23 protein-coding genes are annotated in these 20,217 nt (G+C 72.2%); 16 read left to right on the top strand and 7 right to left on the bottom strand.

The genetic code is table 11. The annotated features are described in order from the left end of the window. From M4J07_RS37510 to M4J07_RS37470, 9 genes are all read left to right on the top strand, one after another. Nucleotides 1-1,760 (top strand): peptidase C14 (locus tag M4J07_RS37510; protein WP_255979743.1); only part of this gene is annotated, 1,760 nt, incomplete at its 5' end. Between the two features lie 41 nt (nt 1,761-1,801). After that, a complete protein-coding gene (locus M4J07_RS37505; RefSeq protein WP_255979741.1) occupies nt 1,802-3,061 on the top strand; it encodes a Gfo/Idh/MocA family protein in 1,260 nt (419 codons plus the stop codon). A 38-nt stretch (nt 3,062-3,099) separates the two neighbouring features. Further along, nucleotides 3,100-4,362 (top strand): extracellular solute-binding protein, encoded by a 1,263-nt coding sequence (locus M4J07_RS37500; protein ID WP_255979739.1) that lies wholly within the window; start codon nt 3,100-3,102, stop codon nt 4,360-4,362. A gap of 119 nt (nt 4,363-4,481) precedes the next feature. Beyond that, nucleotides 4,482-5,387 (top strand): carbohydrate ABC transporter permease, encoded by a 906-nt coding sequence (locus M4J07_RS37495; protein WP_255979737.1) that lies wholly within the window; start codon nt 4,482-4,484, stop codon nt 5,385-5,387. A gap of 2 nt (nt 5,388-5,389) precedes the next feature. Next, nucleotides 5,390-6,316 carry a carbohydrate ABC transporter permease gene (locus tag M4J07_RS37490; protein ID WP_255979735.1) on the top strand — a complete coding sequence of 309 codons (927 nt, stop codon included), beginning with the start codon at nt 5,390-5,392 and terminating at the stop codon, nt 6,314-6,316. 8 nt (nt 6,317-6,324) lie between these two features. Next, on the top strand, nt 6,325-7,353 hold the full coding sequence (locus M4J07_RS37485; protein WP_255979733.1) for an NAD-dependent epimerase/dehydratase family protein: 1,029 nt from the start codon (nt 6,325-6,327) through the stop codon (nt 7,351-7,353). A gap of 8 nt (nt 7,354-7,361) precedes the next feature. Then, complete coding sequence (locus M4J07_RS37480) at nt 7,362-8,393, top strand: dihydrodipicolinate synthase family protein (protein ID WP_255979731.1); 1,032 nt, start codon at nt 7,362-7,364, stop codon at nt 8,391-8,393. Next, on the top strand, nt 8,377-9,387 hold the full coding sequence (locus tag M4J07_RS37475) for a hydroxyacid dehydrogenase (protein ID WP_255979729.1): 1,011 nt from the start codon (nt 8,377-8,379) through the stop codon (nt 9,385-9,387). Before M4J07_RS37480 ends, M4J07_RS37475 begins: the two co-directional genes overlap by 17 nt. A gap of 112 nt (nt 9,388-9,499) precedes the next feature. Continuing rightward, nucleotides 9,500-10,348 (top strand): fumarylacetoacetate hydrolase family protein, encoded by an 849-nt coding sequence (locus M4J07_RS37470; protein WP_255979727.1) that lies wholly within the window; start codon nt 9,500-9,502, stop codon nt 10,346-10,348. 12 nt (nt 10,349-10,360) lie between these two features. Here M4J07_RS37470 and M4J07_RS37465 read toward each other — a convergent pair whose 3' ends face one another. Together M4J07_RS37465 and M4J07_RS37460 are read right to left on the bottom strand one after the other, a co-directional pair. Further along, nucleotides 10,361-11,005 carry an MBL fold metallo-hydrolase gene (locus tag M4J07_RS37465; RefSeq protein WP_255979725.1) on the bottom strand — a complete coding sequence of 215 codons (645 nt, stop codon included), beginning with the start codon at nt 11,003-11,005 and terminating at the stop codon, nt 10,361-10,363. Further along, nucleotides 11,005-12,090 carry an S-(hydroxymethyl)mycothiol dehydrogenase gene (locus M4J07_RS37460; RefSeq protein WP_255979723.1) on the bottom strand — a complete coding sequence of 362 codons (1,086 nt, stop codon included), beginning with the start codon at nt 12,088-12,090 and terminating at the stop codon, nt 11,005-11,007. The genes M4J07_RS37465 and M4J07_RS37460 overlap by 1 nt, the downstream gene beginning before the upstream one ends. 214 nt (nt 12,091-12,304) lie before the next feature. Here M4J07_RS37460 and M4J07_RS37455 point away from each other — a divergent pair, with 214 nt between their 5' ends. The 4 genes from M4J07_RS37455 (at nt 12,305) to M4J07_RS37440 (ending at nt 14,680) form a co-directional block, all read left to right on the top strand. Next, entirely contained in the window at nt 12,305-13,084 is a 780-nt protein-coding gene (locus M4J07_RS37455; RefSeq protein WP_255979721.1) for an ABC transporter permease, read from the top strand. A gap of 63 nt (nt 13,085-13,147) precedes the next feature. After that, a complete protein-coding gene (locus tag M4J07_RS37450) occupies nt 13,148-13,483 on the top strand; it encodes a DUF6191 domain-containing protein (protein WP_255979719.1) in 336 nt (111 codons plus the stop codon). 73 nt (nt 13,484-13,556) lie between these two features. Beyond that, on the top strand, nt 13,557-14,024 hold the full coding sequence (locus M4J07_RS37445) for an SRPBCC domain-containing protein (RefSeq protein ID WP_255979717.1): 468 nt from the start codon (nt 13,557-13,559) through the stop codon (nt 14,022-14,024). 74 nt (nt 14,025-14,098) lie between these two features. Further along, entirely contained in the window at nt 14,099-14,680 is a 582-nt protein-coding gene (locus M4J07_RS37440; RefSeq protein WP_255979715.1) for an SMI1/KNR4 family protein, read from the top strand. 103 nt (nt 14,681-14,783) lie between these two features. Here M4J07_RS37440 and M4J07_RS37435 read toward each other — a convergent pair whose 3' ends face one another. Both M4J07_RS37435 and M4J07_RS37430 read right to left on the bottom strand, forming a co-directional pair. Beyond that, nucleotides 14,784-15,140, bottom strand: a complete 357-nt coding sequence (locus M4J07_RS37435) for a hypothetical protein (RefSeq protein WP_255979713.1) — start codon at nt 15,138-15,140, stop codon at nt 14,784-14,786. Nucleotides 15,141-15,180: 40 nt separating this feature from the next. Then, entirely contained in the window at nt 15,181-15,660 is a 480-nt protein-coding gene (locus M4J07_RS37430; protein ID WP_255979711.1) for a DUF6228 family protein, read from the bottom strand. A 105-nt stretch (nt 15,661-15,765) separates the two neighbouring features. On the opposite strand from M4J07_RS37430, the gene M4J07_RS37425 reads away from it, so the two are divergent. Next, entirely contained in the window at nt 15,766-16,257 is a 492-nt protein-coding gene (locus M4J07_RS37425; protein WP_255979709.1) for a glutathione peroxidase, read from the top strand. A 64-nt stretch (nt 16,258-16,321) separates the two neighbouring features. Here the strand turns inward: M4J07_RS37425 and M4J07_RS37420 are convergent, their stop codons facing one another. Beyond that, the gene (locus M4J07_RS37420) at nt 16,322-16,549 is read right to left on the bottom strand and encodes a hypothetical protein (protein ID WP_255979707.1); all 228 of its coding nucleotides are present in this window, start codon (nt 16,547-16,549) and stop codon (nt 16,322-16,324) included. Next, nucleotides 16,549-16,743, bottom strand: a complete 195-nt coding sequence (locus tag M4J07_RS37415; RefSeq protein ID WP_255979705.1) for a hypothetical protein — start codon at nt 16,741-16,743, stop codon at nt 16,549-16,551. The genes M4J07_RS37420 and M4J07_RS37415 overlap by 1 nt, the downstream gene beginning before the upstream one ends. Before the next feature lie 87 nt (nt 16,744-16,830). Between M4J07_RS37415 and M4J07_RS37410 the strand changes: the two genes are divergently transcribed. Beyond that, a complete protein-coding gene (locus M4J07_RS37410) occupies nt 16,831-18,348 on the top strand; it encodes an MFS transporter (RefSeq protein WP_255979703.1) in 1,518 nt (505 codons plus the stop codon). A gap of 13 nt (nt 18,349-18,361) precedes the next feature. Here the strand turns inward: M4J07_RS37410 and M4J07_RS37405 are convergent, their stop codons facing one another. After that, the gene (locus M4J07_RS37405; RefSeq protein ID WP_255979701.1) at nt 18,362-18,823 is read right to left on the bottom strand and encodes an SsgA family sporulation/cell division regulator; all 462 of its coding nucleotides are present in this window, start codon (nt 18,821-18,823) and stop codon (nt 18,362-18,364) included. A gap of 215 nt (nt 18,824-19,038) precedes the next feature. Here M4J07_RS37405 and M4J07_RS37400 point away from each other — a divergent pair. Then, nucleotides 19,039-20,217, top strand: a 1,179-nt coding sequence (locus M4J07_RS37400; protein ID WP_255979699.1) for a sigma factor, incomplete at its 3' end; no start/stop codon positions are given.

The following is a 20,217-nucleotide window of genomic DNA, read 5'->3' as shown; positions in this document are numbered from 1 at the left end:
CCCCGGCCGATGCCGCCCTGGACGCGCTGGTCACCGACCCGGCCGTGCACCGGATCGAGGCCCACACCGACCTCCTGTTCCGCAAACGCCATCTGTGGCACCGCTCGAACATCGAACTCGACTTCCACGGCCACCGCATGCTCACCACCGGCATCGAGGCCAACACCCACGACAACCCCTTCGGCGCCGTCCTCGCCTTCCGCGGCACCCCCACCGACACCGTCCACACCCACGCCCTGTCCACGGCGATGCCCGACCTGTCCGACCTGTTCGAGGTCGGGGACTCCGCCGGGTTCGAGGCCGGACAGTGGTGGGCCGTCGAGGTGAACGCGCTCGCCGGGAAGTACGAGAAGGAGATCCAGCGGCTCGTCCAGGTCACGGACGTCGTCGACGGCACGCACATCCGCGTCAACTACCAGATCGGCTGGGACCTCGCGGAGGGCCGCACCCTCACCTGGACCCGCGTCGAGCCGGTCGACCGGGCCCACGTGCGCAACCTCGTCTTCGAGGGCGCGGGCGACGACGAACTCACCGGCTCCCACCCCGTGTCCTACGAGTACGCGGTCCGCTGCGACGTCTCCGGGATCGAGGCGACCGGCACGTTCTGGCCCGTCGTGATGCGCCGCTGGTGCACGTACTTCCGCACCGAGCAGTGCTCCCTCGCCAACCCCAAGTCCGTGACGTACGGCGGGGCCGGCTACCTCACCCAGCAGATCTACTGCCTCTACGGGCACGTCGAGGACTGTCACACCTCCAACGCCCGGCACCTCAACGACTTCACCGCGTCCGCCTACTGCTACGTGACGAACTGTCACGGCGACGGGGACGACCAAGGACCGTTCGTCACGCACGGCCAGTTCGAGCACGACCTCGTCTACACCGGCAACTCCGGCCTGATGACGTTCGCCAACTCCGGTGCCGCGTGGGGCGGCGCGGCCAAGCGGATCACCGTACGGCGGCACGCCTGCTCCTGGTTCGTGGCCCGCGTGAAGGTCACCGACCTCACCCTGGAGGACGTCACCGTCATCGGGAAGAAGTCCCTCGACGGGTCGGGGATGCTGTGGGTGAACGCCGACGGCGTGCAGATCCGCGGCTGCACCGCGAGCGGTCCGCTCATCGTGTCGCAGGCCTCGAAGCGCTCGAAACGGCCGAACGTCATCGCCGACTCGGCCTTCGCCTTCGCGCCCGGCGCCGAGGTCACCAAGGCCGACGTCGACGCGCCGCTCGTCCTGCGCGCCGTCACCCTGACCGGCATCGGCGGCGCCGCCTTCAACGGGACGGGCCCGCTGATCATGGACCGCTGCACCCTGACCGGCGCGGCGGACGCTGCCCCCGCCACCTGCGCCCACCGCGATCTGCGCGTCAGCGGCGGCGAACTCACCGACACCGGCGTCACGTTGACCGGTGACAAGGACCAGCTGCTGCGCGTCGACGGCGTGCGGATCACCGGCACGAACAAGGCGGGCGCCTTCCTCACCCGCGCGGGCGGCGCCGGGCGCACCGTCTCCTGGCTGCTCGACGGCGTGGACGCGACCGCCCCCGCGAGGACGGCGCACCTCCAGGTCACCGAGGGCGTCAACCGCTACCGGGCCACGGGCTGCACCTTCACCGGTGGCCGCCTCGACCTGCGGCCCGCCGCCTTCGCCGACGCCCACAGCCATCTGCTGCACACCGGGTGCGTCGAGGACGGCGTCGAGCGCACCGCCCTGCCCGACGAGGGCGAGCGCGTCGCGCACACCGCGGGCACCGTCCGCTACTGACCCCCGACCGCCGCACACCCCCGAACCTCCAGGGAATCCCTGTGTCCACGCATCCCCCGATCACCGGCCGGCCGGTCCGCGTCGCCCTCGTCGGCGCCGGCAACCGCGGTCTCACCTACGCCGAGTGGATCAAGCAGCACCCCGAGCGGGCCGAGCTCGTCGCCGTGGCCGACCCGCGGCCCGCGGCCCGTGCCGCGTCCGGCGCGCCCGTCGAGTTCGACGACTGGCGGCCGCTGGCGCGGGAGCGCATCGCGGACGCGGTGATCGTCGCCACGCAGGACCGCGACCACGTCGAACCGGTCCTGGCGCTGGCCCGCGCCGGGTACGCGATCCTCGCCGAGAAGCCCCTCGCGCCGACCGAGGACGAGACGCGCACCCTCGTCGAGGGGGTGCGCGAGGCGGGCGTGCTGTTCGCCGTCTGCCACGTCATGCGGTACACGCCGTACACGGATCTGGTGAAGGACGTCGTCGACTCGGGCGTCCTCGGCCAGCTCGTCTCGATCGACCATCTGGAGCCGGTCGGCTGGTGGCACTACGCGCACAGCTACGTCCGCGGGCCGTGGCGCAGCGAGAAGGGCTCGTCCCCGATGCTGCTCGCGAAGTCCTGCCACGACCTGGACTGGATCTCGTACGTCCTGGGCGGCGCCCGGATCGAGCAGGTGGCGAGCTTCGGGGACCTGCGGCACTTCCGCCCCGAGAACGCGCCGGAGGGCTCGGCCGACCGCTGCCTGGACTGCGCGGTCGAACCCGAATGCCCGTACAGCGCGCAGAAGTTGTACCTGCCGACGCTGCGGGAGCAGGGCCCGGTGTGGCCGGTCACGCACGTCACGGAGGCGACCGACGAGGCGGGCCTGCTCCAGGCGCTGCGCGAAGGCCCCTACGGCGTGTGCGTGTACCGGTCGGACAACGACGTGGTCGACCACCAGGTCCTCGCGATGCGGCTGTCCGGCGGGGTCACGGCGACGTTCCAGATGGTCGCCTTCACCGAGCAGACGCACCGCCAGACCCGGATCTTCGGCTCGCACGGCTGGCTGCGGGGCGACGGCGAGCGCGTCACCGTGCAGGACTTCCGCACCGGCGAGAGCGTCGTGCACGAGCTGGGCGCGAGCGGCTCCAACGCGGCCGACGGGCACGGCGGCGGGGACACCGCGCTGGTCGAGGCGTTCGTGCGGGCCGTCGCGACCGGCGACCCCGCGGCGGTGCGCTCGGGCACCACGGCGTCGCTGGGCAGCCACCTCGCCGCGTTCGCCGCCGAGCGCGCGCGGCACACCGGGACGGTGCAGACCGTCCCGCTCCACTGACTTCCCCGATCCTTTCCACCTTCCTGGAGGCCACCCTCATGTCCCGTACCACGTACCGGAGTTCAAGACTGCGCGCGGTCGCCGTGCCCGCCGTCGCCACCGTCCTCGCCGCGGGCGCCCTCGCCGGGTGCGGCGGCTCGGGCGGCGGTGCCGACAGCAAGACCGTCACCATGTGGACGTATCCCGTGATCTTCGACGAGGCGAAGAACAAGGAGTACTGGGACGGTCTGGTGAAGGCGTTCGAGAAGAAGCACGCGGGCGTGACGGTGAAGGTGGAGACCTTCCCGTGGGCCAACCGGGACACCGCGCTCGCCACGGCCATCGCCTCCGGCAAGGGCCCCGACGTCGTCTACCTCATCCCCGACCAGCTGCCCAAGTACGCGAAGAACATCGTGCCCGCCGACGACTACATGCCGGCCGACGCGAAGAAGGACTACACGGACTTCGCCCTGGAATCCGTCACCGTGGGCGGCAAGGCGCTCGGCGCGCCCGTGCTCACCAGCGCCAACCCGCTGATCTGCGACAAGCGGGTCTTCGACGCGATCGGCGAGACCGCGTACCCGACGACGTGGGCCGAACTGGAGGCGCTCGCACCAAAGTTGAAGAAGAAGGGCTACTACGCCACCAGCTACAGCGGCGACACGCAGCAGACCCTCAACATGACCTTCTACCCGCTGCTGTGGCAGGCGGGCGGTGACGTGTTCGCCGAGGGCGGCAAGAAGACCGCGTTCAACAGCGCCGAGGGCGTCAAGGCGCTCACGTACCTGAAGAAGCTCGTCGCGGCCGGCTACACCGACAAGGACCTGGTGACGACCACGCCGAAGCTGGAGCAGACGCCGGTCGCCAAGGGCAAGGTCGCCTGTACGTGGCAGAACACCCCGGCGGACGTCGAGCCGTTCTGGGGCAAGGAGAACATCGTCGTCAAGCCGCCGCTGAAGGACGCGAAGTCGGTGGGCTACGGGACCGTGGGCGCGCTGTCGCTGCTGAAGGGCGGCAACACCGAACTGGCCGGCGACTGGATCAACTTCGCGGCCGAGGCGAAGAACGCGGCCGGTCTGGAGAAGGGCGCCGGCTACTTCCCGGCCCGCACGTCCGGCGGCGACCTGTACCCGGGCGACGCCCTGCAGAAGGCGGTCGGCGCGACCCTGCCGACGATGACGGCGGGCCCGCTGGAGGAGAAGGCCCGCGAGGTGATGGGCGTGCTCGCGCCGGAGATCCAGGCGGCCCTGCTCGGCAAGAAGTCCCCGAAGGAGGCGCTGGACGCGGCGGCGAAAGCCGCAGACGCGATGGCTTCCCGGTAATTCAAGCCCGTCCGGCGATTGAGGACCGGGGGCGCAGGGGGCAGAGCCCCCGCCGCCCGGACCAGGCCGCGCCTCCCGGCAGCCGAACCCCGTTTCCACGTACCGCAAGGAGATCGACCGTGGCAGTAGTCGCGGACCACACCCGCCGACGTACGCGGCGCGGCCCACAGGCGCGCCGCGAAGCACGGATCGGCCTGCTGTTCGTCCTCCCCTGTTTCCTGCTGTTCCTCGCCTTCCGGTTCGGTCCGGGCGTGGCCGGTGTGCTGATGAGCTTCACCGACTACACCCTGACCGGCGGCGGAAAGTTCATCGGCGTCGACAACTTCACGCGCCTGTGGGCCGATCCGCTGTTCTGGCAGGCACTGAAGGTGACCGTCCTGTACACGGTGCTGGCCGTGCCGGGCACGCTGATCGCGTCGGTCGCGCTCGCGCTGCTGACGCGGCGGGCGTTCCGCGGGTCGAAGGTGTTCCGGTCGGTGTTCTTCCTGCCGGTGGTCACCTCGCTCGTCCTCGCGGCCACGGTCTTCGTGTGGATCTTCTCGACGGGCGGCCCGTGGGCGACGTTCGTCAGCTGGTTCGGGATGTCCGACGAGTCGTGGCTGTCGTCCGACACCCTGGTGGTGCCCGCGCTCGCCGTCGTCGGCGTCTGGTCGCGCTTCGGGTACGGGATGCTGATCCTGCTGGCCCGGATGCAGGACATCCCGCGGGAGCTGGAGGAGGCCGCGCTGACCGACGGCGCGGGCCCGTGGCAGCGGTTCCGGCACATCGTGCTGCCGCAGCTCAGGCCGGCGCTGTTCTTCCTCGCCGTCATCGAGACGACCGCGTCGTTCCAGGTGTTCGACGCCGTGTACACGATGACCGGCGGCGGCCCGGCCAACGCCAGCTACACGCTCGTGTTCCAGCTGTACGACGCGGGCTTCAAGTACTTCGACCTGGGCTACGCCTCCGCGATCGGGGTCGCCCTGTTCGTGCTCACGCTCGTGGTGGCCGTCATGCAGCGGCTCGTGATCGGGAAGGACCAGTGACCATGACCGCACCGACTGTGGAGAAGGCGCCGACGCCCGCGCCGGACCGGCCGGTCCGCACGGCACGGCAGCTGCGCCGGGAGGCCGAGCGGGACGTCGTGCCGCACGCGATGCGCGGCACCCGCGGCGGCCGGGTCGTGCGCGGCGTGCTGCTCACGCTCGCGGCGCTCGCCACGATCTTCCCGTTCTACGCGATGGTCGTGCTGTCCCTGAAGCCGTCCGCGGCGGTCGACTTCCCCGGCAGTCTGCTGCCGTGGCCGCTGACCGGCGAGGCGTACGACACCGTGATGGGCGCGCAGGACGTGCCGCGCTGGCTGCTCAACACGCTGGTCTACTCGATCGTCTCGGTGGTCGGCGTGCTGTTGCTGGCCTCGCTCGCGGGGTACGCGTTCGCCAAGAAGCGGTTCCCGGGACGGGAGGCGATGTTCTGGTCGTTCCTATCGATGGTGATGGTCCCGTACCACGTCACGATGATCCCGACGTTCGCGATGATCGCGAAGCTGGGCGGCGTCGACACGTACTGGGGCCTGATCGTCCCGACCCTCGCCAACGCGCAAGCGGTGTTCCTGATGCGGCAGTTCATCCAGGGGCTGCCCGACGAGCTGTTCGAGGCGGCGCGGCTGGACGGGTGCAGCGAGTGGCAGGTGTTCCGGCGGATCGTGCTGCCGCTGCTGAAGCCGATCCTCGCCACGCTCGGCGTGTTCGTCTTCCTGTGGCACTGGAACGACTTCCTGTGGCCGCTCGTCATCGGCCAGTCCACCGACATGCGCACGCTCACCGTCGGCATCGCGTCGCTCCAGCAGCAGAACGTGCCGCTGAACGTGGTCCTGTCGGGTTCCGTCATCGCGTTCGTGCCCATCTTCGCCGCGTACCTGGTGGGCCAGCGCTACTTCACCGAGGGCGTCACGGCGTCCGGAATCAAGGGTTGAGGCTTCACATGTTCGTCGATGAGGCGGCGCTCGAGGAGCGCCTCGCCACCCCCTCCCCCGCGCTCGTCGCGGATCTCGCCCGGCTCGACGGGGACCTCCTGGTCCTCGGCGCGGGCGGCAAGATGGGCCCGAGCCTGTGCCGGCTGGCCCGCCGGGCCCTGGACGCGGCGGGCCGCACCGATGTCACCGTGCACGCCGTGTCCCGCTGGTCGGACCGGGCAGCGGCCGAGGCGCTGGAGGCCGACGGGGTCCGTACGGTCGCGTTCGACCTGATGGACCCGGCGGCCGACCTGGGCACGCTGCCCGACGCGGGCAACGTCGTGTTCATGGTGGGCGCCAAGTTCGGTTCCGCGGGCGCCCCTTCGCAGGCGTGGGCGGTGAACGCGGCGATGCCCGACCGCGTCGCGCGCCGCTGGTCCGGCTCCCGGATCGCCGCGTTCTCCACCGGCAACGTGTATCCGCTGGTGCCGGTCGGCTCGGGCGGCTGCACCGAGGACGACCCGGTCGGCCCGGTCGGCGAGTACGCGATGTCCTGTCTGGGCCGGGAGCGGATCTTCGGCCACGCCGCGCTCACCCGGGGCACCCGGGTCGCGCTGATCCGTCTGAACTACGCGGTGGACCTGCGCTACGGGGTCCTCGCGGACGTCGCCTCGCGGGTCCTGGCCGGGGAGCCGGTCGACGTGACGACCGGCCACGCGAACGTGGTCTGGCAAGGGTACGCCAACGAGGTCGCCCTGCGCTCGCTCCTGCACGCCACCGACGGCGACGGGTTCACGGTCAACCTCACCGGGCCCGAGACGGCGTCCGTGCGGCGCATCGCCCACTGGTTCGGCGCGGAGTTCGGCAAGGAACCCGCCTTCGAGGGCACCGAGTCCGCCACCGCGCTGCTGTCCGACGCCTCGCGCTGCCACGCCCTGTTCGGCTATCCGGACGTCCCGCTGCGCACGCTGGTGACGTGGCAGGCCGACTGGCTGCGCCGGGGTCTGCCGCTGTCCGGCAAGCCCACCAAGTTCCAGGTCCGCGACGGAAGGTTCTGACCCGTACCATGCCCGACTCCCTGGACGTGCTCCGTGAGGGCACCGTCATCCCCGCCCATCCGCTCGCCCTGGACGCCGACCGCCACCTCGACGAACGCCGCCAGCGAGCACTGACCCGCTACTACCTGGCGTCGGGTGCGGGCGGCGTCGCCGTGGCCGTGCACACCACCCAGTTCGAGATCCGCGAACCCCGGGTGGGCCTGTTGCGGCCGGTCCTCGAACTGGCCGCCGAGACCGTGCGCGCCGAGGCGGGCCGCCCGTTCGTGAAGGTGGCCGGCGCCTGCGGCTACACCGCTCAGGCCGTCGCCGAGGCGGAGCTCGCGGCATCCCTGGGCTACGACGCGGTACTGCTGAGCCCGGCCGTGCCGGGCGCCGACGAGAAGGGGCTCCTGGAGCGGGCCCGGGCCGTCGGCGACGTGCTGCCGGTCATCGGGTTCTACCTCCAGGAGGCCGTCGGCGGGCGCTACTTGTCGCCGGAGTTCTGGTCGGCGTTCGCGGACCTGCCCAGCACCGCGGCCGTGAAGATCGCCCCCTTCGACCGGTACCGCACGGCCGACGTCGTCCGGGCGGTGGCCGCCGCCGACCGCGCCGCCGAGGTCGTCCTCTACACCGGCAACGACGACGACATCGTCGGCGATCTGCTCACCCCGTACGACACGGCGGGCGGCCGCCGCTGGTTCGCGGGCGGACTGCTCGGCCAGTGGGCGGTGTGGACCCGGTCCGCGGTGACCCTGCTCGACGACGTCCGGGCGGCACGGGCCGGGGACCACGAGGCGCTGCTGCGCTGTCTGACCCGCCGCCCGGAGCTGACCGACGCCAACCAGGCGGTGTTCGACGTCCGCGGCGCGTTCCGCGGCTGCATCGCCGGAGTGCACGAAGTACTGCGCCGCCAGGGCCTGTTGGCGGGAACCTGGTGCCTGGACCCGGCGGAGACGATGTCGCCGGGGCAGGCGGAGGAGCTGACGCGGGTGGCGGCGGCGTATCCGTGGCTGACCGACGACGCGTTCGTGAAGGAGCACCTGGATGAATGGCTCGCCTGAACCCCGTGTGGTGGTCGGTGTACCGCCCGGCCTGCGCGCCCAGTTCTTCACCGAGGCGACCTGGGAGCGACTCGCGGCGGCCGCGCGGCTGACCGTCCTCGACGCGCACACCGACCGGGCGGCCCTGGCGAAGGCGCTGCCCGGGGCCCGCGCCCTGATCACGTCCTGGGGATCACCCCAGGTCGACGCCGAACTCCTCGCCTCGGCGCCGGAGTTGGAGCTGATCGCGCACACCGGGGCGGCGATCGCCGCCTACGTCACCGAAGAGGTGTTCCGGCGCGGCATCCGGGTGACGCAGACCGGCGAGGAGATGGCCCCGCCCGTCGCGGAGGCCTCGCTCGCGTTCACCCTGGCCCTGCTGTACCGGGTGCACCGCTCCGACCACGCGCTGCGCACCGGCGCGTCCTGGGAGGCGGCGGGCGCTGGCCCCGACCGGCACGAGATCCGCGGCAGCGAGATCGGGGTGATCGGCGCGTCCCGTACCGGCCGCGCCTACGTCGCCCTGGCGCGGGCGCTCGGCGCCCACGTCTCGGTGGCGGATCCGTACCTGAGCCCCGCGGAGGCGGAGCGGCTCGGCGTCCGGCTGCGCCCGCTGGACGAGCTGTTGGAACGCAGCAGGATCGTCGCCGTGCACGCGCCCGCAACGGCCGAGACCCGGCACCTGCTCGACGCGCGCCGGCTCGCGCTGCTCCCGGACGGCGCCGGACTGGTGAACACGGCCCGCTCGTGGCTGGTCGACGAGCAGGCGCTGGTGGCCGAGGTGCGCAGCGGCCGGATCGACGCGGCGATCGACGTGTTCGACGCGGAGCCGCTGCCGATCGACCATCCCTTCAGGGCCCTGCCGAACGTCCTGCTGACCCCGCACACCGCGGCGGGCACCGTCGAGTGCCGGCAGCGGCTCGGCGCGAGCGCCGTGACAGAGGTGCTGCGCCTCCTGGACGGCCGGCCGCCGCTGACCGCCGTGGGGCCGGATGCGCTGGCACGGCTGCACTGACCCTTCGTAACTGCCCCCCGTAACTGACCTCCGTAACCGACCCTGTACGACGCCGTGCGCGGTCCCGTACCCGCACGGCACGGAACAGCACCCATTGGAGAGCACACCCCTCATGCGTCTGATGCGCATCGGCCCCGCGGGCCGCGAACGGCCCGTCCTCGCCGCCCCCGACGGCCGGCACTTCGACCTGTCGCCGGTCACCGACGACATCGACGGCGCGTTCCTCGCCGCACTGGGCGAACAGCCGGGCCTGGTACCGCCGTTGGCCGACCTGACGGAGACCGACATCACCGGGCAGCGCGTCGGCGCGCCCGTGGCCCGGCCGTCCGCCGTCCTGTGCATCGGCCAGAACTACGCGGCGCACGCCGCGGAGTCGGGCGCCGAGCCGCCGGAGCGGCCGATCCTCTTCTACAAGTCGCCGAACACGGTCGTCGGCCCGTACGACGACGTGCTGATCCCGCGCGGCGGCGAGAAGACCGACTGGGAGGTGGAACTGGCCGTCGTCATCGGCCGCCGCGCCTCCTACCTCGACTCGCCCGACGAGGCGCTCGCGCACGTCGCCGGGTACGCGGTCAGCAACGACGTCTCCGAACGCGCCTTCCAGCTGGAGGAGTCGGGCGGCCAGTGGTCCAAGGGCAAGAGCTGCGCCACGTTCAATCCGCTCGGGCCGGTCCTGGTGACGTCGGACGAGGTGGGCGATCCGCAGGGGCTGCGGCTGCGCTCCTGGGTGAACGGCGACCCGCGCCAGGACTCGGTGACCGCCGACATGATCTTCTCGGTGGCCGAGATCGTCCACCACCTGTCGCAGTACCTGGTCCTGGAGCCGGGCGACGTCATCAACACGGGGACGCCGCAGGGCGTCGCCCTGTCGGGCCGGTTCCCCTACCTCGGCCCGGACGACGTGATGGAGATGGACATCGCCGGGCTCGGGCGGCAGCGCTCGGTCTGCCGCCCGGCCTGAGCGACCGCGGCCTCAGTGGCCGCGCTTGATCCACTCGTCGAGCTGCGGCGCCTCCGCCCCGATCGTCGTGCTGTCACCGTGTCCGGTGCGCACGACGGTCTCGGGCGGCAGCGTGAGCAGCCGCTCCCGGATCGACTCGACGATCGTCGGGAAGTCGCTGAACGTCCGTCCCGTGGCGCCGGGTCCGCCCTGGAACAGGGTGTCTCCGGTGAACACGGTGCCCAGCTCGGGCGCGTACAGGCTGACCGCGCCGTGGCAGTGGCCCGGCGTGTGCAGCACCGTCAACTCCACGCCCGCAACGGTCAGTTGCTGCCCGTCGGCGAGGTCGGCGTCGGGCGCCCGGTCCGGGTGCGTGCGCTTCCACAGGTCCGTGTCGGCGGGGTGCAGGAGGATCGGGGCGCCGGTGCGCTCGGCGAGCGCGGGGGCGGCGTCGATGTGGTCGTCGTGCGCGTGGGTGCACACGATGGCGACGAGCCTGCGGTCGCCGAGCGCGGCGGCGATGGCATCGGCGTCGTGGGCGGCGTCGATGACGACGGCCTCCTCGTCGTCGCCGACGATCCACACGTTGTTGTCGACGTCCCAAGTGCCCCCGTCGAGGGAGAACGTCCCGGAGGTCACGAGGTGCTCGATGCGGGCGCCGGAGCTGTTCTGCGTCATCAGAACACCACCACCGAACGCAGCACGTCGCCGTGGTGCATCCGCTCGAAGGCCTTCTCGACCTCGTCGAGCGCGATGGTCTCGGTGACGAACGCGTCGAGGTCGAGACGGCCCTGACGGTAGAGGTCGATGAGCATCGGGAAGTCGCGGGACGGCAGGCAGTCGCCGTACCAGGACGACTTCAGCGATCCGCCGCGGCCGAACACGTCGAGCAGCGGCAGGTCGATCCGCATCTCCGGCGTCGGCACGCCGACGAGGACGACGGTGCCGGCCAGATCCCGGGCGTAGAAGGCCTGCTCGTAGGTCTCCGGGCGGCCGACGGCCTCGATGACGACGTCCGCGCCGAAGCCGCCGGTCAGCCCGCGCACCGCCTCGACCGGGTCGGTGGCCCGGGAGTTGACGGTGTGCGTGGCGCCCAACGAACGGGCCGTCTCCAGCTTCTTGTCGTCGATGTCGACCGCGATGATCTTCGAGGCGCCGGCCAGGAGGGAGCCCACCACGGCCGCGTTGCCCACGCCGCCGCAGCCGATGACGGCGACCGAGTCGCCGCGGCCGACGCCGCCGGTGTTGATCGCGGCGCCGATGCCCGCCATCACGCCACAGCCCAGCAGGCCGGCGGCGGCGGGCGAGGCGGCCGGGTCGACCTTGGTGCACTGCCCGGCGGCGACCAGCGTCTTCTCGGCGAACGCGCCGATGCCCAGGGCCGGGGACAGCTCGGTCCCGTCGGCCAGGGTCATCTTCTGCTTGGCGTTGTGGGTGTCGAAGCAGTACTGGGGGCGCCCGCGCAGACAGGCACGGCACTGGCCGCACACCGCACGCCAGTTGAGGATCACGAAGTCGCCGGGCGCGACCTCGCTCACCCCCTCGCCCACGGACTCGACGATCCCTGCGGCCTCGTGCCCGAGCAGGAACGGGAACTCGTCGTTGATCCCGCCCTCCCGGTAGTGCAGATCGGTGTGACAGACCCCGCACGCCTGGATCTTCACCACCGCCTCACCCGGTCCCGGGTCCGGCACGGTGATCGTCTCGATCGTCACCGGTGCGCCCTTGGCCCGCGCGATCACGCCCTGCACCTGCTGTGCCATGACGGTCAGCTCTCTTTCTCTCCACACGTACTCAACTCTTTGCTGCCACCCCATCGTCGCGCACGGGTCCGACAGGGAACAGCACCGGTGCCCACGTCGGAGCGATTCCCGAGGATCTTCGGACCTCCGACGGAGTCCGACGGCAGTCCGGCAGGTCTCCGACGGAACTCCGGCAGAACTCCGACGGGACTCCGTCAGGACCTAGGCTGCTGCCGTGCGTGAGCGGACCCTGGCGGCGTCGACCCTGCTGCCCGTCGACGGCATCCTGGCCGGGGCCCTCGTCGCGTTGCTGGTGGTGGCCGCGGCGGTGGCGGCCGTCTGCCGGCTCGCCCCGGACGCTTCGCGGCGCCGGGCGCGCGACATCGTGGTGGCGGGGGTGCGGGCGGCGGTCCAGCTGGGGCTGGTCTCCCTGGTGATCGGCTGGGTGGTCCGGCACGGCGCCGCGCTGCTCGGTTTCCTGCTCCTCATGTTCGTGGTGGCCGCGCGCACGGCGGGCCGCCGGATCACGCCGAACCGCAGCTGGCTGTGGGCGGCGCTGCCGATCGCGGCTCCGGTGGCCCCGGTCGTCGGGGCCTTGGTCGTGTCCGGGCTCCTCCCCACCCGGGGCATCGCCCTCGTCCCGGTCACCGGCATCCTCATCGGCGGGGCGCTGACGGCGACGGTGCTGGCGGGCCGGCGCGCCCTCGATGAACTGACCGCGCGCAAGGGCGAGGTGGAGGCATGTCTGGCCCTGGGGCTCCTCCCCCACGAGGCGCATCTGGAGATCGCCCGCCCGGCCGCGTCGGACGCCCTCCTCCCCGGCCTCGACCAGACCCGCACGGTCGGCCTGGTGACGCTTCCCGGGGCGTTCGTGGGGATGCTCCTGGGCGGCGCGTCACCGGTGATGGCGGGCGCCGTCCAGCTCTTCGTCCTGGTCGCGCTGATGGCCGTGCAGGCGATCGCGGTGGCGACGACGGTGGAGCTGGTGGCGTGGGGGCGGCTGCACCGCGACTAGCCCGGGGCGATCCGATGCGCAGGCCGGACGCGAGAGGGGACGCCCCGGCTGGATACTGGGACCATGCAGTTCATCTTCTTCATGACGCTGCCGGGCCTCGTCGTCGTCCTGACGCTGCTGGCCTTCGTCGACCAGCTCCTGCTGCGGGCCGGACGTGCCGGTGTCCTCCCCTGGCGGAACAGCGCCCGGCAGGGCCAGATATCGGCGACCGGTTTCGAGCAGCTGCACGCGAGCCTCTCGCCGGGCAAGCAGAACGAGCTGAAGGAACGGCAGTCGGCGCTGGTCATGCCGGACAACGAGGACGACGGGGCGCCGCCGAACCGCACCACGGTGGACCTCGACGGAGGAACTGCGGTCGTCCGACTGGGGCGAGGACGTGCGGCAGGCGGGACAGCCTAGGAACAGGCTCCAGGAAGACGCTCCAGGAACAGACCTCGGAGCAGGCCCCAGAAGCAGGCCCTAGGATCGGCCCATGAGCAGGACCGACCGCGCGAGCCGGGTGATCGCGGCACTCCCGACGACCGTCTACGACGCGCTCCTCGACCGCGAGTCCCTGCAGACCTGGCTGCCGCCGGAGGGCATGAGCGGCCGGATCGAGCGGTGGGACCCCCGTCCCGGCGGCGGGTTCCGGATGATCCTCACCTACCTCGATCCCGCCGAGAGCCCCGGCAAGACGTCGGACGCCACGGATGTGGTGGACGTCGAGTTCGCGGCGCTGGAACGACCGGAGCGCGTGGTGCAGCGCGCCGTGTTCGAGGCCGACGACCCGGTGTTCGCCGGCACGATGACGATGACCTGGCAGCTCACCGCGGTCGACACCGCGACGGAGGTCACGGTCACCGCGACGGGGGTGCCGTCCGGCATCGACCAGGCGGTGCACGAGGCCGGAATCTCGTCGTCGCTGGCCCACCTCGCCTCGTTCGTCGAGGACGGCCGCTGAGGCGACCGCCGAGGCGACCGTCTGCGGGTCGGCGTGATCCTGGAGAATGTGCGCGCCGCTGAGAGGAGCGCGACATGACCGACGACGACCTGTTCCGAGCTGTCCTGGCCAGGGTGGCCACGGGGCGGCCGAACGACTCCTCCTACGCCTTCCCGCTGCCCGACCCCGCGCCCGTCGAGGCGGTGGAGGAGTTCGAGCGCGTCGTCGGCCATCCCATGCCCCCGCTGGTGCGGCGCATCTACCTCGAGATCGCCGACGGCGGGATCGGCCCCTTCGGCGGCATCTACGCACTGGAGGACGAGGACGAGCCGCTGGGGATGCTCAACGGCTACACCGAGTACCTCCACGCCAGGCTGGACCCCGAGGAGGCCCCGCCGCCTCCCGCCGGAGTGCTGTTCTTCTGCGACATGGGCTGCGCCCAGTCGTTCCTGCTCGACTGCCGCCATCCGGAGGGGCAGATGTGGTGGTGGGCCGAAGGCGACCGCCACAAGCTGGACCTGACGTTCCCCCAGTGGCTCGGGGCGTGGCTGGAGGGTCAGAGCTGGTCCGATCGCCCGGCGTTGGAAGTCATCAACTCACTGAAACTGCCGGACGAATCATGGATCGGCTCATGGGCGACGGACGATCTCGTCATCGAGGTCCCCGACACGCCGTAGATCCGCACGGAAGTGAACCGCCAACTCCGCACCCGCCAGACCCAGAAGGACACCGACCGCCCGGACTGGCCGGCACGAAGCCGGCCCCTTGGCACGTCATGACTCACGGCCTGAGCCGACTCGTCTGCACGTCGAAGCACACCAGCCCCATGGCCTGCGCCACGTCCGCCGCATACGCAGACGCTTCCCCGGCCATGCTCCACCGCATGGGGAAGTAGATCAGCGGCCCCCTGGCCTCGGAGATCAACGGACCGGTCGACCACGGCGAGGTGTCCTCGTCGTCCTCACCGATTTCGCACCACCGCTCAAGGAGCACGGCCACGTAAGCCGCTATGCGTTCGGACGGCGGCGCGGCGGCCTCCGCGTCGAGGTAGCGGTCGCTCAGGTCGGTGAAGACGCGGCGGGCGGTCCTGTCGTCGGCAGGCCTCTCGCCTTCCCAGACAGCAAGGTCGTAGCTCATGACGCGGAGGCTCTCACGCGGCTGTGACATCCACCCGGAATCAGCCGGGAAGGACCTCGTCCCGACCGGCCCGCGCCCAGGGCTCGGCCGTCAAGAAGGCGTGCATCTCCGCGGCCAGGTTGCGCATGTCCTCGCCGGGCGCGTGACCGGTCGTCGCCTCGAAGCACCACTCGTGATCGGGCAACGGGGCACGCAACGCCCACGTCAGTTCGACGCGTGCCCCGGTGTGCTCCGCCGAGACCGCCAGATCGCGCTCCAGCGAGCACCACTCCCGGACACCGCTCCATCCGCGGAAGGACTCGGCCAGTTGGGCCAGGAAGTCATCGAGCCCGTCACCGCCCCACGTCCTCACCCCGACCTCGACCTCCACCCCCGGACCGCGGGCCGTCACCACGAAGTCGCGCATCGGATCGCCCGGCTCGTCCGGGAAGGCACGCACAAGATGATGGAAGTTCAGTGCCAGTGCCGCATCGCTCTCGGGGCCCACGCGCAGTAGGGGGCCGCTCTGTTCCTCGGACATGCGCGCAGAGTAGGTCGGGCCGTTCCGCCATGGCCAAGGAATATGCCGCTCGCACAGCAGGGGCAGCACACGATCCCCCGCCGGTCGCGGCGTACGCTCCGGACCATGACCGTTTACGACGCAGTAGAGATCGACCGCCTCCAGGGCGGATCCGCCGAGCTGACCCAGTACCTGGGGCAGGCCGTTCTGATCGTCAACGTCGCCTCGAAGTGCGGCCTCACCCCGCAGTACGCGGGTCTGGAGCGGCTGCACGAGCAGTACGCGGGGCGGGGTTTCACGGTGCTCGGGGTGCCCTGCAACCAGTTCATGGGGCAGGAGCCCGGCTCCGCCGACGAGATCGCCGAGTTCTGCTCCGCGACCTATGGCGTGACGTTCCCCATGACGGAGAAGGTCGACGTCAACGGGGCCGACCGGCACCCGCTGTACGCCAAGCTCGCCGAGGTGGCGGACGGCGAGGGGTACACCGGTGACATCCGCTGGAACTTCGAGAAGGTGCTGATCGACGCGTCCGGCAACGCCGTCGCGCGGTTCTCGCCGCAGACCGAGCCCGACGCTGCCGAGGTCGTCGCCGCCGTGGAGAAGCACCTGCCGCGCTGAACCCCCTTTCCCCCTCCTCCGATGCCCTTGGACGGTGAACCGTCCGAGGGCATCGGCGTGTCGGTCACATCGCCTCGTACCGGTGCGCACACCCACCGCACCAGTGGATGAGCGGCGAGTCCCCCAGCACGAGCCCGTCCGCGTCGTCGAGACCGGCGCGGCGCAGGAACTCGATCAGGTCGCGGTCGCTGTGCGCGAGGCCGAGCGCGGTACCGCCGACGGTCACCCGGCGCCCGCCCGCCTGCGACGGCCGCTGCACGACTATCTCGGGGGCGCGCCGCCCCGCCGCCATCACGCCTCCCCCTGCGCACGGCGCCGCAGCTCCGCCTTCTCCGCGGGGCTCAGCCGCTCGCCGGCCAGGATCCGCGAAAGGTGCAGCAGACGGCGCCGCAGGGCGGTGCGGCCTGGCTGGAGCGCCAGGCGTCGGTATGTCGCGGTCCACTCCCGCTGTGTCTGGACGAGGTCATCGGTGATGGTGTGCCGCATGAGACCACTAGAGCATGTGTTCGATTTTTGAGGCAAGCGGTGACACGCCGGTCGCGCCCGCGCGGGCGCTTCGGGATACTGACCGCGATGGCTGCCACGGCCCACCCCGCGCCCGACGCCGCCCCCGGCGTGAGGCTGTCCTCGGCGCGCGGGCGGTGGATCCTCGCGTGCGTGGTGCTGGCGTCCGGCATGGCGATGCTCGACGGGACCGTCGTGAACGTCGCGCTGCCGACGATGGGCCGGGACCTCGGCGCCTCGCTGTCGGCCCTGCAGTGGGTCGTCAACGCCTACATGCTGACCTTGTCCGCCCTGCTGCTGTGGGGCGGGGCGATGGGCGACCGGATCGGACGGCGGCGGGCGCTCGTCGTGGGTGTCGTGTGGTTCGCGGTCGCCTCCGCGGCGTGCGGGCTCGCGCCGGAGGAGGGCACGCTGATCGCGGCGCGGGCGCTGCAGGGCGTCGGCGGAGCCCTGCTGACCCCGGGGTCGCTGGCGCTGGTGCGGTCCGTGTTCCACCCCGACGACCAGGCCAGGGCCGTCGGCGCCTGGTCGGGTCTCACCGGTGTCGCGGGCGCGCTCGGGCCGTTCCTCGGCGGGTGGCTGATCGACGGCCCCGGATGGCGGTGGATCTTCCTCATCAACGTGCCGATCGCCGCCGTCGTGCTGCTCATCGCCCTGCGGCACGTGCCCGAGAGCCGGGACGCCGCGGCCGCGGACGCCCCGTTCGACCAGGCCGGGGCGGTGCTCGCCGCGGTGTGCCTGGCCGGGGTGAGCTACGCGCTGATCGGGGCGTCGGGCGGCGCCTCCGGCGCGGCGACCGGTCTCGCCGCGTTCGTCGGCGTCCTCGCCGGTGTCGCCTTCGTGGCCGTGGAGCGGCGGCGGGCCGCGCCGATGCTGCCGCCGTCATTGTTCCGCTCGCGCCTGTTCAGTGCCGCGAACGGAATGACGCTCTGCCTCTACGCGGCGATCGGCGGCATCCTCTTCCTGCTGCCCGTCCAGCTCCAAGTCGCCCTGGGCTACGACGCGTTGGAGGCCGGGGTGGCGACCCTGCCGGTGACCGTGCTGATGCTGCTGCTGTCGGCCAGGGCGGGTGATCTGGCCCGCCGTGTGGGGCCGACGCTGCCGCTCGTCGTAGGGCCGGTCGTCGCCGCGACCGGGGTGCTGCTGATGCTGCGGATCGGCCCGGGTTCGTCGTACGCGGCCGACGTGCTGCCCGCGGTCGCCGTACTGGGTCTCGGCATGAGTCTCTTCGTGGCGCCGCTGACCACGACGGTCCTCGCGTCGGTGGAACCGGAGCACGCCGGGCTCGCCAGCGGTGTGAACAACACGGCGGCGCGTGTCGCGCAGCTGCTGGTGGTCGCCGCGCTGCCGCTCGCCGTCGGTCTGTCCGGCGACGCCTACACACAGCCCGAGGCCGTGAACACTTCCTTCCACCGCGCCGCGTACGGCTGCGCCGCACTGTTCGCGCTCGGCGCCGCCACGGCGGCCCTGTTCATCCGGCCGCGCGCGGTGCGCCCGCGCCTGGAGGAGGCACCGCGCCCGCAGTGCCGGGCCCACCTCGGCGTCTCCGCGCCCGCGCTCGAACCGGGCGACAAGCCTCGGCGGTAGCTCCCGCCGGACGTCACGCGTGACCGCCGTGACCGGTGTGCCCGCCGTCGTGGCCGAAGAGCGTCGCGAGCGCGTGGTCGACGACGGCCGCCACGTCCTCGTCGCCGGCCGGCACGAGCGCGTACGACCGCGTCAGGAAGCGCCGCAGCACCGCCGTGTCGAACTGGACCACCGCCATGCCCTCGGGCGCGTGCAGCTCGACGACGGTACGGGCCCGGCCGCACGGCCAGACGTGGACGTCACCGGAGCCGGTCGGCGCCCGCAGCCCCTCGTCGAGCAGCGTGCGCGCGAACGCCCACGTCACCTCGGTCCCGGCCAGGGTCGCCTCGGCGGGGAACGCCACGTGGATCGCGAGCGGATCCCCGGAGGCGTAGCGGAGCGTGACGGTGATGCTGCGCTCGGGGCCCTGGCCCTCGGCGGTGACGAGACGGGCACGGGCGGACTGTTCGAGCGTGACGGGCAGGGTGGTCGGCATGGCGGGCTCCCTTTCTGCGCTGCGTGTTCCTGATGCCCGTTCGACGCGGGAGCGGGGGCACGCATTACGGCGTTTCGCGAAAAGGTCGTTGTGACCTGCGCCACTCACCCCTCCATAATCCGACATTTGTCAATTAACGTTTCAAACTTGCCGGAAAACCCCCGCCCGATCCGCAGTCGGGCGGACCTGCCGACGTCGTACGGATGTGTCCTGCCATGACCGACGGCCCCGCCGCCGCGCCGATACCGCCCACCGCCACGGAAGGCGGTCTCAGTCCTGCCGCGTACGCGCGGATCTACGAGGCGGAGCAGCCGCGCCTCGTCGCGTACGCCCGCTCGCTCACCGGGAACCCCTGGCTCGCCGACGATCTGGTCGCCGAGGCCCACTTCAAGGTGTGGCGGCGGCTGTCCGGCGGGCACGCGATCGACAACGTCGCCGCGTACCTGACCACGACCGTGCGCCACCTGGCCGCCACCGCGGGCCGCGGCGCCGCGCGCGAGACGCCGCTGGACCCGCACGCCGGGGTCGAGCCGGTGCAGGTCGCGTACGACGACCAGGACCCGGCGGCCCGCGCCTCCTCGGTCGACCTGCTGACCCGGGTGCTCGGCCAGCTGCCCGAGCGCTGGGTGAAGGCGCTGTGGCTCGCGGAGGCGGAGGGGCAGCCGCTGGAGGCGGTGGGCAAGGGCATCGGCGCGGGCAGCGGTGCGACGGCCGTGCTGCTGCACCGGGCCAGGGAGGGGATGCGGCAGGCGTTCCTGCGCGCCCATCCCGGGACGCCGGAGAGCGCCGCCTGCGAGGCGCACTGGGACCGGATGCCCGCGCACGTGCGTGGCAGCGCGTCCGCGCGGCAGTCCGAGAAGCTGCTCGCCCACGTCGACACCTGCGACGACTGCCGGGGCAGGCTCGCGGTACTGCTTCGCGCCAACGTCCGGCTGCCCGCCCTGGTGGGCCCGGCGCTCCTGATCTTCGTGCTCGGCGGGGCCGGCACGTTCCTGCTGCCGCTCGCGGCCGGGGCGGGGGCCGGTGCCGGTGCCGGTGCTGCGTCCGGCGGGCACGGCTCCGGGTTCCTGCACGGAGTACGGCATCTGCTGACCGGCGGCGCCAAGGCCCCGGCCGCGGTCGCCGGCGTCCTCGGGGTCTCGGTCGTGGGCGCGGCCGTCGCGGCGGGGGTCGTCCTCGCCGGGTCCGGAGAACCCGTGCCGCCGCAGCGTCCCGCGGCCGCCGTGAGCGACTCGGGACGGGACACGACCACCGCCCCGAGCCGGCGTTCCCCGCAGCCGGGCGCACCCGAGGCCGAGAAGGCCCCCACGACGCCCGAAGCACCCGCCGCGCCGCGCGAAGAGCCCGGCCAGCAGACGAAGCCGACCGTCCCGGCCCAGCCCGCACCCCCGGAG

Origin of the sequence: Streptomyces longispororuber (assembly GCF_024448165.1) — a bacterium.
GTDB lineage: Bacteria > Actinomycetota > Actinomycetes > Streptomycetales > Streptomycetaceae > Streptomyces > Streptomyces longispororuber_A.
This window is presented reverse-complemented; position numbering and strand designations above follow the sequence as displayed.

What these genes read in the sequence shown, in the direction of transcription:
- M4J07_RS37430 (WP_255979711.1), bottom strand. Translation starts at nt 15,660, where the DNA reads ATGTCCGAGGAACAGAGCGGCCCCCTACTGCGCGTGGGCCCCGAGAGC.
- M4J07_RS37465 (WP_255979725.1), bottom strand. Translation starts at nt 11,005, where the DNA reads ATGACGCAGAACAGCTCCGGCGCCCGCATCGAGCACCTCGTGACCTCC.
- M4J07_RS37460 (WP_255979723.1), bottom strand. Translation starts at nt 12,090, where the DNA reads ATGGCACAGCAGGTGCAGGGCGTGATCGCGCGGGCCAAGGGCGCACCG.
- M4J07_RS37450 (WP_255979719.1), top strand. Translation starts at nt 13,148, where the DNA reads ATGCAGTTCATCTTCTTCATGACGCTGCCGGGCCTCGTCGTCGTCCTG.
- M4J07_RS37440 (WP_255979715.1), top strand. Translation starts at nt 14,099, where the DNA reads ATGACCGACGACGACCTGTTCCGAGCTGTCCTGGCCAGGGTGGCCACG.
- M4J07_RS37435 (WP_255979713.1), bottom strand. Translation starts at nt 15,140, where the DNA reads ATGAGCTACGACCTTGCTGTCTGGGAAGGCGAGAGGCCTGCCGACGAC.
- M4J07_RS37500 (WP_255979739.1), top strand. Translation starts at nt 3,100, where the DNA reads ATGTCCCGTACCACGTACCGGAGTTCAAGACTGCGCGCGGTCGCCGTG.
- M4J07_RS37480 (WP_255979731.1), top strand. Translation starts at nt 7,362, where the DNA reads ATGCCCGACTCCCTGGACGTGCTCCGTGAGGGCACCGTCATCCCCGCC.
- M4J07_RS37425 (WP_255979709.1), top strand. Translation starts at nt 15,766, where the DNA reads ATGACCGTTTACGACGCAGTAGAGATCGACCGCCTCCAGGGCGGATCC.
- M4J07_RS37445 (WP_255979717.1), top strand. Translation starts at nt 13,557, where the DNA reads ATGAGCAGGACCGACCGCGCGAGCCGGGTGATCGCGGCACTCCCGACG.
- M4J07_RS37415 (WP_255979705.1), bottom strand. Translation starts at nt 16,743, where the DNA reads ATGCGGCACACCATCACCGATGACCTCGTCCAGACACAGCGGGAGTGG.
- M4J07_RS37485 (WP_255979733.1), top strand. Translation starts at nt 6,325, where the DNA reads ATGTTCGTCGATGAGGCGGCGCTCGAGGAGCGCCTCGCCACCCCCTCC.
- M4J07_RS37470 (WP_255979727.1), top strand. Translation starts at nt 9,500, where the DNA reads ATGCGTCTGATGCGCATCGGCCCCGCGGGCCGCGAACGGCCCGTCCTC.
- M4J07_RS37475 (WP_255979729.1), top strand. Translation starts at nt 8,377, where the DNA reads ATGAATGGCTCGCCTGAACCCCGTGTGGTGGTCGGTGTACCGCCCGGC.
- M4J07_RS37490 (WP_255979735.1), top strand. Translation starts at nt 5,390, where the DNA reads ATGACCGCACCGACTGTGGAGAAGGCGCCGACGCCCGCGCCGGACCGG.
- M4J07_RS37420 (WP_255979707.1), bottom strand. Translation starts at nt 16,549, where the DNA reads ATGGCGGCGGGGCGGCGCGCCCCCGAGATAGTCGTGCAGCGGCCGTCG.
- M4J07_RS37405 (WP_255979701.1), bottom strand. Translation starts at nt 18,823, where the DNA reads ATGCCGACCACCCTGCCCGTCACGCTCGAACAGTCCGCCCGTGCCCGT.
- M4J07_RS37410 (WP_255979703.1), top strand. Translation starts at nt 16,831, where the DNA reads ATGGCTGCCACGGCCCACCCCGCGCCCGACGCCGCCCCCGGCGTGAGG.